Consider the following 16,001-nt stretch of genomic DNA (forward strand, 5'->3'; position numbering starts at 1 on the left):
TGCTAAAAGACGTTATAGGTAATTCGGAAATCTAATTATTCATCAATCAAAAACTAATCATCATGAGAACTTTACAAAACATACGAAACATATCACGAAATAGTGGTACTCCGCAATATAGCAGATTCGTAAATTATATCACGCAATTCTACGATTATGAAGGAAATATTATTACTGGAAACAAACGGTACACTTACCAAGTTGAACGATAAAACAATAAACTGAATTATGGAGTTTATACCATAATTCAGTTTTATTTTTTATATCCACTAAACTCTACATCTTTTCTAAACCATTCTTCTTTCTCCCAACTATGATCCAATGTTATTTTATAATTAACGATACTGGTAACATCAGCTATCAAATCTTGTTTCATAAATTCTAAATAATGTGGCTTAACAATATATCCACCCCAATAATCAGGTTTAGTAATTTCTTTATTCCTAAATTGAATTCTATATTTTTTCAAACGTTCCTCTAATACGTTTCGAGAAACGATTACTTCGCTTTGATTAGATACCCAAGCACTTAATTTACTTCCTTCTGGACGAGATTCAAAATATCCTTCTGAAATATTTTCTGAAAGCTTCTCTGCCCTGCCTAAAATTAATATTTGGCGTTTTGAGTTCACCCAATTAAACAGTAAAGAAACTTTACTGTCATTTGCGATAGCTTTTCCTTTTTCGCTATTGTAGTTTGTAAAAAACAGAAACCCTTCCCAAGTAAATTTTTTAAGCAATACTACCCTACTTTTAGGAAAACCATCCAAACCTTTTGTCGACAATATCATGGCGTTCGTTTCATCTTCGGGATATGATTTATCTACTTCAAAAAACCATTTCTGAAAATGTTCTATTGGATTGTGATCATCAGATCTATACATCATTGTTTGAGTTTTATCTTTCTTCCGATATAATTGGTTAAAATGGTTACATAAATAATTACAGAAATAGAGCTTAACGGCATTAGTATAGCCGCCACAATAGGAGATAGTTGCCCAGTAACAGCAAAATACAACCCTATAACATTATATAAGAAAGATAAAACAAAACTTGATTTAATGACCTTCATTGTCTTTCTAGAAATTATTAAATATTGTGGAATTTTGTCAAATTGCGAAGCATCTAAAATAGCATCGCAGGCTGGAGAAAAAACATTCACATTCTCGGAAATAGCAATCCCTACATTACTTTGCGCCAAAGCACCTGCATCATTAAGACCATCGCCTATCATAATTACTTTTTGTCCAGATTCTTGTAATGATTTGATATAATCTAATTTATCATCTGGCTTATGATTAAACTTTAATGTCGTTTTTTCTGGAAGTATATTTTTCAAATGTTCTCTTTCTCCTTCGTTATCTCCAGAAAGAATAGATAGTTTATATCCGCTATTAAGAATATCAAAAACATTCTTAATATTCTTTCTGTATTGGTTATGAAAAACATATCTCCCTTTATATTTATCATTCGTACTTATGTGCACATTGGTGTTTTGTGTTTCTGAAAATTGATTATTTCCAACAAAGTTCGAAGAACCTATTTTAATAGTACTTTCAGATATCTTGGCCTCAATTCCTTTTCCTATGTGTTCCTGATATTCATCAAGCGTATAAATATCGTGATCTTCTAGTATTTTATATAATGCTCTACTTAGCGGATGATTAGAAGCTCTTAGGCTATTTTTAAGTAATGATTCTTCTTCAGAAGTTAACTCGACTCCCTGATACTCGATATTACTTTCAGTATTAGTAGTAATAGTTCCAGTTTTATCAAATATTATACTATCCATTTGAGCTAATCGCTCTATTACATCCGCATTCCTTAAATAAAATTTATTTTTTCCAAAAATCCGCAACATATTCCCTAAAGCAAAAGGTCTAGCTAACGCCAATGCACAAGGACAAGCAATAATCAAAACAGCAGTAAAAACATTAATAGCTTTATTGACATCAATAAAGAACCAAAAAAGGGTTGTGATTACGGCAATGCTCAAAATAATAAGTGTGAAATATTTACTAACCGCATCTGTTAGATTAGTAAAACCGATAGACTTATCTTTTTTAAATACATCATTACTCCATAAACTCGTAAGATAACTTTGTTCTATAGTTTTAGTGGCTTCAATTTCTATAGCTCCATACAATTGCTTTCCTCCTGCAAAGAGTTTATCACCTGATACTTTGTCAATCCATTCACTTTCTCCGGTTACAAAACTATAATCGATTCTTGCTCTTCCTTTAATCAATACAGCATCTACAGGTATTAACTCTTCATTACGTATAAGCAATCGGTCACCTTCTTTGATGTCATACAGCTGAATACCTTCTTCAATATATTTCTTATTGTTTTTAGTACGAACTAATCTTGTAACTGCAATTGGAAAATAGGATTTATAATCTCTTTCAAAAGATAAAAAAGAATAGGTTTTTTGTTGAAAAAATTTACCTAACAATAAGAAAAACACCAACCCAGTCAAACTATCAAAAAAGCCTGTTCCCAAATCAAATATAATTTCAGAGGTGCTTCGAATAAAAAGTACTGCAATACCCAATGCTATAGGCACATCTATATTCAATATTTTAGATTTTAGTCCCTTATATGCAGAAATAAAATAATCCTGAGCTGCATAGAAAACAACAGGTAACGAGAAGGCAAACATTAACCAACGGAATACATGTTTATACTGTTCTAACCAATATTCTGATACCTCAAAATACTCAGGAAAAGATAAAAACATAACATTACCAAATGCAAATCCAGCAATTCCTAACTTATATATCAAACTTCTGATATTATTCTTTTTACCTTCTGAATAATCATCTAAGCTTATATATGGCTCATAACCAATTGAATTAAGAAGTATAATAACTTTTTTTAGCGATGATTTTTCTTTATTAAAGGTGATTCGAACTGTCTTCTTTGGAAAATTGACCTGTGAATTAATAATAGAAGGTTCTAACTTATGTAGATTCTCTAAAACCCAAATACATGAGCTACAATGTATATCAGGAATATAAAGTGTACAAATTGCTGTAGTATCATCACTAAACTCAATTAATTTTTCTGCGATAGAAATAGTATCAAGATAATTATATTTTTTTTCAATCTCTTTAGGAATGTTACCAGGTGCAGATTGTAGATCATAATAACAATCTAAATTATTACTAGAAAAAATATCATATACTGTTTTACATCCATTACAGCAGAATGTTTTCTGATCGTACGTAATTCCTAATACAGCATCACAATCACTTCCACAATGATAACATGTAGATTCTATCATAAGTATCTAATTTGAAATACAAAAATGAAAAAGACAACAAGTATATAATATGATAAAAATCATAGTTTTAGCTCTAACGAAGATTTAGTTTTGGAATATCACTTTAAAACTACTGATGATGAAACGGATTCTATTACCAACTGATTTTTCTGACAATTCTTGGAATGCTATTGACTACGCTACAGAACTCTTTAAAGATGAAGACTGTATCTTCTTTCTATTAAATGCTTATAGTAAGATTATTTATGAATCAGTGCATATTTCCGATGTACCTCACAAGCGAAGTATTGAAAATACTATAAAAACGAATGCTATAACCAACCTAGAACATATAAAGAAAACTATTAAACACACTACCATCAATGAAAGACATAAGTTTAATATCATTGCATCGTTTGGAACGCTAACTGAAGTAATACAAGAGTTTGTGAAATCTAAAAAAATAGATCTTGTCATTATGGGAACAAAAGGTGCATCCGGAACAAAAGAGGTATTTATGGGTAGTAATACTGTTCGTATTATTAATACTATCAAAAATTGTCCTGTTATAGCCGTTCCCGAAAACTTTACCTTTATATCAAAACCATCGGAGATTACATTTGCTACAGATTTCACTCATTTCTATAGCAAAGAAGAGCTTCAACCTATAGTAGAATTAGCAAAATCATTTGACGCAACCATTAGAATAGTTTATATACAACAACAAAAGGGCGTTCTAACAGAAGAACAAAAATTTAATTTAAGAATGCTTCAAAAATACTTTAAAGACATTACCTATTATCAACACACCCTTTCTAAAAGCGACTCAATTTCAAAATCAATACAGGTTTTCTCTGAAGAGCTTGACATTTATCTACTTGCTATGCTAAATTATAAACATAGCTTTATGGACAGACTTACTAGAGAACCTGTAATTAAAAATATGGCATTCCATACGCAAATACCCTTAATGGTAATTCCTGAATTGGGTATTAGTTCTGCCCTTTCTAAGACTATAAAAAGTAATTCTAAACTAGAAGAAATTAAATAGTATTTCAAACTTTCTTAAATAAGAATAATTGGTCATTATTATTACTAATAATGACCAATTATAACAATCAAAGTTGTTGTTTATATCTTCATATTTTTTATTAGAAAACAACCAAAGCATATTAATTATCAATCAGGATAACTGATCTTTTAAAAGTAAGTAGCTGATAAAAGTCATAGTTTTAAATTCTATTCTTCTCTAGTTTTGAGAAAACAACTAATAATAGTTAGAATAATGAGAAAAATATTAATTCCCACCGATTTTTCAGAAAATGCAATGAATGCAATTAAATATGCAACAGAGCTATTTAAATATGAAAAGAGTGAGTTTTTTATCTTTCATGCCTATGCAGATGAAGTATATGATAGCAATGAGCTAGTTTCTAGAGAAACTTTAGAAAAACTAAAAGAACAGACACACAAAAACTCTGATAACCAGTTAGAAAAAATACAATCTACACTGCTTACGATTTCTCCAAACCCTAGGCATGAATATAAAATCTTATCAATTTTTGGAACACTTGTAGATGAATCTAATGATCTCGTAGATCGAGAAAATATAGACATCGTTATTATGGGCACCAAAGGTAAAACAGATGATCGTGACATCACATTTGGGAGCAATACATTACAAGTACTTAAATATGTAAAATCTCCTGTATTAGTAATACCAGAAAATTATAAGTATCAACAACCAAAAAACATTCTTTTTCCTACAGATTATATGTTGCCTTATAAAAGACGAGAATTAAAATTACTCAGTACATTGTCTAAAAGTTTTAGATCTTCTATTAATTTTTTATATGTGTCAAAATATAAAAAACTTTCTATTCGACAAGAAGATAATAAAGTCTTTATTCGAGAATGTTTACCAGATGCAGAAATGTTCTTTCATACTATTGATGATAAAGATGTAACTACGGCTACAAATCAATTCATTGAAAAAAACGAAATCAACATGTTAGTTATGGTAAACTCTAGACATTCATATCTTGAATGTGTATTACACCAATCCACCATAGATCAGATTGGGTTACATATAAAAATACCATTTCTAACTATGCAAAATTTACAACGAAATTAAATTACAAGAATTATGAAACGGATTCTATTACCAACTGATTTTTCTGACAATGCATATAACGCAATACGATATGCGATGCAATTTTTCAGAAACGAAAAATGCACATTTTACCTCCTTAACACCTTTACACCAGTATCTTATAACGTAGGGTATCTTATAGAAAATCCAATGCCATATGGTTTGGAAGATATCGCAAGGATGAATTCAGAAAAAGAGATCGAACTTATAGAGACTAAAATAAAAGAAGAGTTCAACAACTCAAAACATAGTTTTGAAAGAATTTCTGCCTTTAATATGTTGATTAATGAGATTAAAGATACAGTAGAGCGTTATGATATAGATTTGATCGTAATGGGGACCAAAGGAACAACAGGTGCCAAAGAAATATTTATTGGAACCCATACCATGTATACAATCAAAAATGTAACATGTCCTGTATTAGCAGTGCCTTCTGGTTTCGAGTTTGAAGAACCAAAAGAAATCCTCTTCCCTACAGATTATTACCTTAGTCCAACTAATAAATATCTTTCTTTTATAAAAAACATCTGTGATAATCACACATCAAGACTACATATTCTTAATGCATATTATGGTATCCCATTAGATAAAGATCAGGAAAAGATAAAAGATTTCGTGGATAACTATTTTAAAAACAATGCTCATATTTTTCATATTGCAGATGGCATGGATGTTATAGAAGCGATTGAAGATTTCCAAAAAATGAATATCATAAATATGCTTGTTATGGTACATAATAAACATTCTTTTTTTGAAAACCTTTTGTTTAAACCTGTAATTAATCAAATAGCACATCACACTAACATTCCATTTTTAGTAATCCCTTCAGAAAAAAGAATAGGATCAAATAAAAAAAGTGATCACATCGACATAAAGGGAAAAGAAAAAGAGAACCAAGATATAATCATATAACAAAAAGTCAGAATAGTTAGGTGAATAAGAATACGTTATAGAAAGATGAAAAAAATATTAGTAACAACAGATTTTTCTAACAAAGCTTGGAATGCTCTTGTATATATCCTTGAATTATATAAGAACATTCCTTGCGAACTTCATATTCTTAATACGTATGATCTAAATTCTGCCCAATTAGTTACTACGATAAGCTCACAAAGAGTTGGTAATTTCTATACATCTATCAAGATAATGTCAGAAGATCGATTAAAAAAAACTCTAGAAGATATTCAAAACACCAAACTCTCTAAAAATCATACATTTCAAACAGTTTCTAAACCTGGTTCATTAACCAAAGTTTTAAGACAAATGACTGCACAGTACAAGTTTGACTTGATTCTAATGGGTTCCAAAAAAGTTTCAAATTCGAAACAATTATTTTTAGGAAGTACTGTAAAAAGAGTTTTAGAAAGTGAATTTAACTCCCCTATCCTTATAATTCCTGAAGATGTAATTTTTAAGCCAATCAATAATATAGCATTTGCTACAAATTTCGAAAGGATTTATTATAAATCAGAAATTAATCCAATTATTGATTTAGCCAAACACAATAATGCCACTGTAAAAATGGTCCGTGTTTACGATGGATCAAAACTAAATACAGTACAACATTATAACACCACCACTCTAGAGGGCTTTTTCAGAAATGTGAAATTTGATTTTCACATGATACCAGATTCTTCTAATATAGAAATTGGAATTCAATCTTTCATAGAAGAACAAGAAATAGACCTATTAGCAATGATTACATATAAGCATAATTTTATTGAACGTCTAACCAGAGAAGCTGTTATCAAAAAAATAACATTCCACACCAAAATTCCTTTCCTAGTAATTCCCGCAGATCATATCTAACTATAGAGATAATTAATTAGTAATCACCTCCAAAAAGGTACTGTTATTTTATTTCAAATATGAGAATTATCATAGTATTCATAGTGTTTAAAAAATACTTTTATAGTAAATAAACAAAACTAAAAAACAATGAAAAGAATACTTGTTCCCACCGATTTTTCAGACAACGCATATAGTGCTCTTTTTTATGCTACAAGATTATTCCAGAATCAACCGTGTCAATTTTATATTCTTAATACTTTCGAAGTTAACACACCACTACTTACTGGAAGAATTGATACTAGCAAAGGAGATGATTTATATCAAGAGTTAAGCACTAAGTCCAGTGACTCCCTAGCAACAACATTTCATTCAATCGTTAGAGATTCGGAAGATCTTAAACATACCTTCGAAACTATCTCTATATCAAAAGATTTAACGGAAACAATTAACAAAACTATCAAAAATAAGGATATTGATTTGGTCGTTATGGGTACAAAAGGAGTTACTGGTGCTGCCTCTCTTTTTATGGGAAGTAATACCGTAAAAGTGGTACAAAAAATAAAACATTGTCCTGTTTTAATTGTTCCTAATGAGTTTGATTTTGATAAACCAATAGAAATTGCATTTCCTACTGATTTTAAACGTTTTTATCTAGAAGCAGAAATAAAGCCATTATTGGATATCGCCTCTTTATTTGATTCCAACATACGTATTTTTCATATCAACGAAGATGAAAATTTAGACGATATACAAGAATATAATTATAATCTATTGAAACGACATCTTTCAAAATTCACCCATAGTATACATTGGATTTCTAAAACTGGACAAAAGACTTCACTAATCAATGAATTCATTGATGAATTTGATATCAACTTGGCTATTATGATTAATTACAAACATAGTTTAATAGAAACCATAACACATGAACCTGTAATTAAAAAAATAGGATTCCATCCATCCATACCTTTTTTGGTAATTCCTGATGCTACCTGATAATTATCATATTTTTTAACTATGATCAATTATATATTTATCTCATTAATCTTTAAAAACCGATCTGATGAAAAAGAAAATTTTATTACCAACGGATTTTTCTAAAAATGCATGGAACGCAATAAGTTACGCAATCGAATTATATAAAAATGAAGAATGTGATTTTTATATTCTTAATGCATTTAATGCTACTGGATATGCCTTAGAAAGTATGATGATTCCTGAACCAGGAGAAAAGATGTATGACGAAGCTAAGGAAAAATCAGAAAAAGGATTAGGAAAAATATTACAACGCCTTTCTTTTAGAGATGAATCTACAAATCATAAGTTTATTATGATTTCTCAATTCAATAGTTTACTAGAAAGTATAAAAGATATAGTAAATAAACAAGATATCGAAATGGTAATCATGGGAACTAAAGGATCCACAAACGCAAGTGATATTATATACGGTAGTAATGCTATTCAGGTCATGGAGAAAATAAGAAACTGTCCAGTGATGACAATTCCTGAAAATACAATCTACAAAGAACCAAAAGAAATCGTGTTTCCTACTGATTACAAGACACAAGTAAAACGTCGAGAATTACAATATCTAATTGAAATTGCAAAAATTAGCAATGCAGCTATACGTTTTTTACACGTTTCTGAAGAAGATACTTTAGATGAAGAGCAAATAAATAATCAAAACTTGTTAAAAGAATATTTTGAACATATACCTCACACATTTCATACGCTACATAATGTAGATGTAAAAGGAGGACTCAGTGCTTTTGTAGAAAGTAGAAATAGTGATCTGATTACTTTTATAAACAGAAAACATTCTTTCTTCGGAAGTATATTTTCCAGACCCCTGGTTAAAAATTTAGGATACTATTCTAAAGTACCAGTATTAGCATTACACGATATTAAAAATTAAATCAAATTGATTATGAAAAACATAGGAATATGGATGGATAAGGAAAAAGCTTATATCATCAACGTAAAAGAAAACAACGAAGAAATGATTACAATTTTTTCGGAAATAGAAGATTACAGAATACATGGAGGTTCTGGAACTAAAATAAAAGGTGGACCTCAAGATGTTGTTCAGGACAGCAAATTCTTAGAACGTGAAAAACATCAATTCAAATCTTATTTTAAAAAGATTATCCCTCTTATTAAAGACTCTGATGCTATTGTAATTTATGGCCCAGCAGAAGCTGGAGAAAAATTCAAAAAAGAATTAGATGAAAATTATTATAGTCTTAGTAAAAAAGTAAAAGCTGTTCTTAAATCAGATAGTTTGACCGAAAACCAAACGAAAGCTTTGATAAGAGATTATTACAAAAATAATAAGTCACATATTCTTAGATAAGTATCCTTCATACTTATCTAAGAATTCTAATGTATTAAACTTTTAAGCTTTTAAATCTATGAAAAATGAAGATTTCAATATCAGAAAATCTTCTGGTAAAAAAGTGAAGTTTTCATTGAGTAAATTAAAGAGTTCACTTAGTAGAAGCGGAGCAGATAACAAAACAATAAAACATATTGTTGACACTGTAAAAGATGAATTATATCAAGGGATTTCTACAAAAGAGATTTACAATAGGGCTTTTTCATTATTAAAGAAGGAAAAAACTGTATTTGCTTCAAAATATAAACTTAAAAAAGCCATCTATGAATTAGGCCCTACTGGATTTCCTTTTGAACGGTTTGTAGCCGCTGTATTAAAATTTTCTGGATATCAGGTTCAAGTAGGACAAATTGTTTCTGGCAAATGCGTTACTCATGAAGTTGATATTATCGCAAAGAAAAACTCGGATTTCATTATAATTGAATGTAAGTTTCATAGTGAAGAAGGGCGTAACTGCAATGTTAAAATTCCATTATATATTTATTCTAGATATCAAGATATCATTGCGCACTTTGGAGACAAAGAAAAAGATCCATTAATTCCTAATCAAGGTTGGGTTGTTACTAATACTAGATTCACAAAAGACGCTATTCAATACGGTAGTTGTATCGGTTTACATTTACTTAGTTGGGATTATCCTAACGGGAATGGCCTTAAAGATCGAGTCGATCGCTTAGGATTATATCCCATTACAGTATCCACAATTCTTACCAATCGCGAAAAACAGTTTTTGCTAAGTAGAGATGTTGTTCTTTATCAACAACTAAAAGGAGATGTATTTTACCTTGACCATTTAGGAATTTCTGAAAACAGAAAACAAAAAATACTAAATGAGATAAAAATGTTATGTGATTTATAAAACATTAATATATGCCATCTATTAAAATTCAATTTCTTGGAGCAGCAGGAACTGTGACTGGATCAAAAATCTATATAGAAACTCCACAAAAAAACATATTAATTGACTGTGGTATGTTTCAAGGCATTAAGGAATTAAGAAAGCTAAACTGGACACAATTACCAATTAAAGCTTCAGAAATTGATATAGTTCTATTAACTCACGGACATCTAGATCATACAGGGTATCTTCCTAGATTAATTCAACAAGGGTTCAATGGTGAAATCATTGGAACAGCACCAACCCTTGCAATTACAGAAATCATTCTGAAGGACAGCGCAAAAATTAATGAAGAAGAAGCAGATAGGGCTAATAGAGAAGGATACTCTAAACATGATCCAACATTACCTTTTTACACCATAAAAGAAGTCGAAAAAACAGTACATCATTTTAAAGCTAGAGAAAAAGACATCTGGTTTTCTTTATCAAAAGATATTGAATTTAGATTTAGATATAACGGACATATTATCGGTGCGTGTTTTATAGAATTACATCTTTTCGGAAAAGATTTCGTTTTCTCAGGTGATATAGGGAGACCAAAAGATCTACTACTTAAGCCTCCTGAAAAACCGGAATGGGCAGATTTTCTTTTTATAGAAAGTACCTATGGTAATAAACTTCATCAAGATCAAGATATTGAAGAGAAACTAATTGGATTAATCAAAGAAACATTATATAAACAAGGAACGTTAATTATACCTTCTTTTGCTGTAGAACGTTTACAAACTTTAATGTACCTTTTGTGGAAGTTATATCAAAAAAATCGAATCCCCAATATCCCAATCTATGTAGATAGCCCGATGGGAAGTAACGTATTATCCGTATTTGAAAAATTTTCGGATTGGCATAAATTATCCAAACAAGATTATAATTCTTTATGTGATCATATCAATATTGTTACATCATACAAAGAAACTTGGGAAGTAATTGATAATCTCAGACCCAAAATTGTAATTGCCGGAAGTGGAATGGTAACTGGGGGCAGAGTATTAACATACCTAAAACAGCTTGTAGATAATACAAATACTTCTATTCTTTTAGCAGGATATCAAGCTGAAGGTACAAGAGGCAGACAATTACAAGATGGAGTTCATGAAATCAAATTATATGGTAAATATTATACTGTAAAAGCAGAAATACATCATATAGAAAGTCTATCAGCTCATGCTGATCAATATGAATTATTAGATTGGGTAAGTAAGATCAAAAACATCCCTGAAAAGGTTTTTCTAATCCACGGAGAGCCATCTGCATCGGAAGCATTTGACACCAAATTAAAACATACTTTAAATTGGAAAACACATATCCCTAAGCTCCATGAGGTCCTAAATATTACTGTTTGAAATATATTAGAAACGTGACCATTATCATTTTTCAGGTTTTAATCATTAGCTAATTTACTACTATAAATATGATATAATAATCATTCTTTTAGTAACCATTAAAAATTAAACTATGACAACTGAAACAAACACAATGAGCAGTGACTTAAAGGATATCCATTTTGATACTCTAGAATGGAAGTCCAGCCTTCAGTTTATAGAAGGAGAACTATTGTTTATCAATCAGCTATTACAATCCTATGTTTTCGAACCAACTACTCCTAATCTTTTTGAACGATTACAGCAGTTTAGACAAGGAATCGAAAATATTGAGAAAGAAATCAGCAAACTGCACCAAAAAATAAGAAAACATGAAAGTGAACTAGGTGGTATGTTGGAATGTGACACTATCTCCTGTGATCATTATTATTTCGATGAGCATAAAGAACTTCGAAATCATTTCTACAATTTTTACAAAAACTTTCGTGCACTAAAATCAGAGGTGTTTCAATATGCAGGAGGAATTCTCAAAAAAAACAAAAATAATTAAATAAGCTGATAATTGTCATTTTATTCAACCTAACAACTAACTACTTTTATTTCAATTAATTAAAACACTAATAATTAAAACCTAAACATTATGTCAATAATTAAATTTAACAAAAACAGATTCCCGTGGTTTAACGACAAAGTTTCCAATTGGATGGATACTGACAACTTTTTTTCCGATGATTTTTTCGTTAAAGATAGAAATCTACCGGCAATGAATGTAAAAGAACGTACGGACGATTTTGAAATTGAGCTTGCAGTTCCTGGGTTTTCAAAAAAAGATATTGAAATAACCTTGGAAGATGATGTGCTACATATTTGTGCAGAAAAACGCAATGAAGAAGTAGAAGAAGATAACGATTACGCCCGTAGAGAATTTAACTACAGTTCCTTTGATCGAAGGTTACAAATGCCTGCTAGTATAGATCAAGACGAAAAGATTAAAGCTACATACAATAACGGAGTTCTTACTCTTAATCTATTAAAAAAAGAAGAGGCAAAAGAATTACCTAAAAAAGTAATCGCCATAGATTAATCTCATTCATAAAGGCGAAGGATAATTATATGTAGTTATTTTTTGCCTTTTAATGTTTTATTATAAAATTAATAATGAAACCACAACCTATAGATACTAAATATATAGAATGGAAAAGTGCAGAAGAATTGCATCAAATTTCCATGAATTGGATTTCTGAACTAAAATTCATCAAAGATGAACTTACATTTTTAACGGATCTTATTATAAATGTTGCTTCACCAATAATCTCAAAAAAGATTTTTGCAAAAAGTAACAAATTAATTAAAGAACTAGATCAGAAGAAAAAAGAACTTAATCCAATATTAAAAAAACTGATTGAACACTGTAATAAGCTCATTATACTAATCGACGGTGTTGATCAGCTAAAGGAAGAAAAAAAATACAAAAAAGAGCATCAAGAAATATCAATAAAAATCAGTAATTATTTTGATAATTATAAAAAAAACAAAAGAGAAACTTTTGATCTTGTTAAGGATATTATTAAGAAAAAGAAACAAAAGAAATTACTTAATTAGTTTGATAAGCTTTCGATGAAAAAAATGAAAAAAATAGTGTTCACCGTTATAGCTCTTTTAATCGGAGTCTGGGCATGGTATGAATATACATATTCTATGGATACTGTTATTCCTTTTGAGGTAAATAACAAAAATGCTAAAACAAAAATTTTAATAGCATCTCAGGGCAGTAAATTTAAAGATTCAGTAGTTCAAGGAATTTTAAGAAAATACGAAAAAGATACTATTTATTTTAAAGTAATCGATGTATATACACTATTTACAGTAAATATTGAAAAATGGGATGCCTTAATACTTATCAATTCATGGGAATATGGTAGTCCTCCAAAAAATGTAAAAAAGTTTATTAAGAATCATCCGAACGAACTAAATAAACTTATCGTTTTATCAACAGTTGGAAGCAGTAATATTGTTTTAAAAGATGTAGATGTGATTTCTGGAGAATCTATTATTGAAAAAACATCTACATATGTAGAAGTTGTAACGAACCGACTTAATCAAATAATAAAAAAGAAACAATGAATAAAATAGAAACATATATCATTTTGTTAATCTTGGGATTCTTGACAAGCTGCTCATCCAGTGAACTTATAGAAGTTTGGAAAAATCCTGATATTGAAAGTTTTGAGGCTAACAAAGTATTGGTAATAGGCATGACCTCTGATCTTGATGGGAGAAAAGTATTCGAAAAAAAGCTCACTGCAGCACTCAAAAAAAATGGAGTCAAATCAGAGAAAAGCCTTGACTTCTTCCAAAAATCATTTACCGATTCTCCAAAAACAGAAGAAGACCTAATAACTATGGAAGGTAAGCTTTTAGAAGCCGGCTTTGATGCTATTTTATTATCCAAAGTATTAGCTGTAGAAGATCGATTAACCGTAGTACAAGCTTATCGAAATATGGATAAAGATTTCAGAAATTTCAAAGATGATTACTACAAAAACCAAGATATTTACTACGAAGAAGATTATTATGAAGAGTATGAAATCTATCACGCAGAAACATCTTTGTATTGCATATGCCCTGATAAAGAAAGAGAATTAATTTGGAAAGGATCTATCGACATTACAGAGCCCGAAAACGTAAAAAAGGCTGTTAGTGATTACGTAAAAGTATTGATTTGGGCATTAAAAGGACAGAAATTATTAATTATTGAAGAAGAAATTACCAATGAAAATATTGATCTATAGTGCCAAGGATTTTGAAATACCTTTTCTTGAAAAAGCAAACAAAGATATCCATCAGATAAAATACGCCCCAGAAAGGCTTACTTCCAAAACGGCTATGATGGCTATAGGTTTTGATGTAGTTTCGATTTTTTCCGCGGATGATGCTTCTTCAAAAACACTTCGATTATTAAAAGAATTCGGAATAAAATATATCACCTTGCGATCTGCTGGTTATGATAACATACACTTAGGAACTGCAAAAAAATTAGGTATTAAGGTAGCCCATACCCCAGATTATTCTCCATACGCAATTGCAGAACATGCTATAGCATTGTTATTAGCATTAAACCGAAAACTAATTTTATCAAATCAACAGTTCAATGATTACAATTTTTCCCTAAGTAATTTAATTGGATTTGATCTTTACAATAAAACAGTTGGTATTATTGGAACTGGTAGAATTGGAAAAGTAATTGGAAAAATATTACGAGGATTTGGTTGCCATGTAATTGCAACTGATATTTATCAGGACATCAACTTTTCTCAAACAAATAATATCAAATATGTTTCTTTAGAGCATTTATGTAAACAATCTGATGTTATTATGCTAAGTATGCCTCTTAATTCAGAAACTCATTATATGATTAATGCAGACCTAATACATCTAATGAAAAGAGAGGCATATATCATAAATATTTCTAGAGGAGCCGTTGTAAATACTTTAGAACTCATAGAAGCCTTAAAATGGAATAGAATCGCTGCTTATGGATCTGATGTGTATGAATATGAACACGATTTATTTTTCTACGATCACTCTAAAAATAAACCTGATGACTCGTTATTGAAACAATTAATAGATTTACCCAATGTTTTAATAACTCCACATCAAGCATTCGCAACAACCGAAGCATTAACTAACATAGCAGAAACCACCTTTTATAATATTAATTGTTGGGAACAAAATAAAGCTTCTGATAATGAAATCATTCCAGAATTAGTGGGGTAACCTATCTTTAATCAAACCGTATAGAAATGTTCCTAAGATGGAAGCTATGATCACTATTACAATTGGTAAATACCCTGCACCTAACAAAACGAACATTGGTCCTGGACAAGCTCCAGCTAACGCCCAACCTAGACCAAAAATAATCCCTCCTATCATATAACGATAAAAACTTTTTTCTTTTGATAGAATAACTATTTTATCTCCAAAAAAAGATCTCACTTTATATCTTTTAATAAATTGAACGATAACAATACCAAGTCCTACAGCGGATCCTATGATACCATACATATGAAACGATCCAAATTGAAACATTTCATAAATTCTAAACCACGAAGCAGCTTCTGATTTAAACAAAACAATTCCAAAAAAAACACCAATTACTAAATATACAACTGTACGCAT

General features: G+C 29.9%; 19 protein-coding genes. 16 read left to right on the forward strand and 3 right to left on the reverse strand.

Going from position 1 to position 16,001, the window contains the following annotated elements:
* Positions 1-62: 62 nt before the first annotated feature.
* Positions 63-212, forward strand: coding sequence for a hypothetical protein (locus J8L88_RS08820; protein WP_155839795.1), 150 nt, complete (start codon positions 63-65; stop codon positions 210-212).
* Between the two features lie 41 nt (positions 213-253).
* On the opposite strand, the gene pdxH is transcribed toward J8L88_RS08820, so the two are convergent.
* Entirely contained in the window at positions 254-886 is a 633-nt protein-coding gene (gene pdxH / locus J8L88_RS08825) for a pyridoxamine 5'-phosphate oxidase (RefSeq protein ID WP_118389271.1), read from the reverse strand.
* Positions 883-3,285 carry a heavy metal translocating P-type ATPase metal-binding domain-containing protein gene (locus tag J8L88_RS08830; protein ID WP_211060554.1) on the reverse strand — a complete coding sequence of 801 codons (2,403 nt, stop codon included), beginning with the start codon at positions 3,283-3,285 and terminating at the stop codon, positions 883-885. Before J8L88_RS08830 ends, pdxH begins: the two co-directional genes overlap by 4 nt.
* A 118-nt stretch (positions 3,286-3,403) precedes the next feature.
* On the opposite strand from J8L88_RS08830, the gene J8L88_RS08835 reads away from it, so the two are divergent.
* From J8L88_RS08835 to J8L88_RS08905, 15 genes are all read left to right on the forward strand, one after another.
* The gene (locus J8L88_RS08835) at positions 3,404-4,315 is read left to right on the forward strand and encodes a universal stress protein (RefSeq protein ID WP_211060555.1); all 912 of its coding nucleotides are present in this window, start codon (positions 3,404-3,406) and stop codon (positions 4,313-4,315) included.
* A 234-nt stretch (positions 4,316-4,549) separates the two neighbouring features.
* Complete coding sequence (locus tag J8L88_RS08840; RefSeq protein ID WP_211060556.1) at positions 4,550-5,398, forward strand: universal stress protein; 849 nt, start codon at positions 4,550-4,552, stop codon at positions 5,396-5,398.
* A gap of 12 nt (positions 5,399-5,410) precedes the next feature.
* Positions 5,411-6,328 carry a universal stress protein gene (locus J8L88_RS08845; protein WP_211060557.1) on the forward strand — a complete coding sequence of 306 codons (918 nt, stop codon included), beginning with the start codon at positions 5,411-5,413 and terminating at the stop codon, positions 6,326-6,328.
* A gap of 45 nt (positions 6,329-6,373) precedes the next feature.
* The gene (locus J8L88_RS08850; RefSeq protein ID WP_211060558.1) at positions 6,374-7,225 is read left to right on the forward strand and encodes a universal stress protein; all 852 of its coding nucleotides are present in this window, start codon (positions 6,374-6,376) and stop codon (positions 7,223-7,225) included.
* A 129-nt stretch (positions 7,226-7,354) separates the two neighbouring features.
* A complete protein-coding gene (locus J8L88_RS08855) occupies positions 7,355-8,203 on the forward strand; it encodes a universal stress protein (RefSeq protein ID WP_211060559.1) in 849 nt (282 codons plus the stop codon).
* Positions 8,204-8,270: 67 nt separating this feature from the next.
* A complete protein-coding gene (locus J8L88_RS08860; RefSeq protein WP_027395834.1) occupies positions 8,271-9,122 on the forward strand; it encodes a universal stress protein in 852 nt (283 codons plus the stop codon).
* Between the two features lie 12 nt (positions 9,123-9,134).
* Complete coding sequence (locus tag J8L88_RS08865; RefSeq protein WP_027395835.1) at positions 9,135-9,560, forward strand: hypothetical protein; 426 nt, start codon at positions 9,135-9,137, stop codon at positions 9,558-9,560.
* 58 nt (positions 9,561-9,618) lie between these two features.
* Positions 9,619-10,461, forward strand: coding sequence for an ATP cone domain-containing protein (locus J8L88_RS08870; RefSeq protein ID WP_027395836.1), 843 nt, complete (start codon positions 9,619-9,621; stop codon positions 10,459-10,461).
* 11 nt (positions 10,462-10,472) lie between these two features.
* Positions 10,473-11,843, forward strand: coding sequence for an MBL fold metallo-hydrolase RNA specificity domain-containing protein (locus J8L88_RS08875; protein ID WP_211060560.1), 1,371 nt, complete (start codon positions 10,473-10,475; stop codon positions 11,841-11,843).
* Positions 11,844-11,955: 112 nt separating this feature from the next.
* Positions 11,956-12,372 (forward strand): hypothetical protein, encoded by a 417-nt coding sequence (locus J8L88_RS08880; RefSeq protein ID WP_027395838.1) that lies wholly within the window; start codon positions 11,956-11,958, stop codon positions 12,370-12,372.
* Between the two features lie 90 nt (positions 12,373-12,462).
* Positions 12,463-12,906 carry an Hsp20/alpha crystallin family protein gene (locus J8L88_RS08885; RefSeq protein ID WP_027395839.1) on the forward strand — a complete coding sequence of 148 codons (444 nt, stop codon included), beginning with the start codon at positions 12,463-12,465 and terminating at the stop codon, positions 12,904-12,906.
* 74 nt (positions 12,907-12,980) lie between these two features.
* The gene (locus J8L88_RS08890) at positions 12,981-13,424 is read left to right on the forward strand and encodes a hypothetical protein (RefSeq protein ID WP_118389250.1); all 444 of its coding nucleotides are present in this window, start codon (positions 12,981-12,983) and stop codon (positions 13,422-13,424) included.
* Between the two features lie 24 nt (positions 13,425-13,448).
* Positions 13,449-13,946: a hypothetical protein gene (locus J8L88_RS08895; protein ID WP_035086857.1), complete on the forward strand. Its 498-nt coding sequence runs from the start codon at positions 13,449-13,451 to the stop codon at positions 13,944-13,946.
* A complete protein-coding gene (locus J8L88_RS08900) occupies positions 13,943-14,614 on the forward strand; it encodes a hypothetical protein (RefSeq protein ID WP_027395842.1) in 672 nt (223 codons plus the stop codon). The genes J8L88_RS08895 and J8L88_RS08900 overlap by 4 nt, the downstream gene beginning before the upstream one ends.
* Positions 14,577-15,599 carry a 2-hydroxyacid dehydrogenase gene (locus J8L88_RS08905; RefSeq protein WP_371813631.1) on the forward strand — a complete coding sequence of 341 codons (1,023 nt, stop codon included), beginning with the start codon at positions 14,577-14,579 and terminating at the stop codon, positions 15,597-15,599. The genes J8L88_RS08900 and J8L88_RS08905 overlap by 38 nt, the downstream gene beginning before the upstream one ends.
* Here the strand turns inward: J8L88_RS08905 and J8L88_RS08910 are convergent.
* Positions 15,588-16,001, reverse strand: a complete 414-nt coding sequence (locus tag J8L88_RS08910) for a DUF6691 family protein (RefSeq protein WP_027395844.1) — start codon at positions 15,999-16,001, stop codon at positions 15,588-15,590. The two genes, J8L88_RS08905 and J8L88_RS08910, sit on opposite strands and share 12 nt — an antisense overlap.

The sequence above is a fragment of the Aquimarina sp. MMG015 genome (genome assembly GCF_018100855.1).
Classification (GTDB): Bacteria; Bacteroidota; Bacteroidia; order Flavobacteriales; family Flavobacteriaceae; genus Aquimarina; species Aquimarina latercula.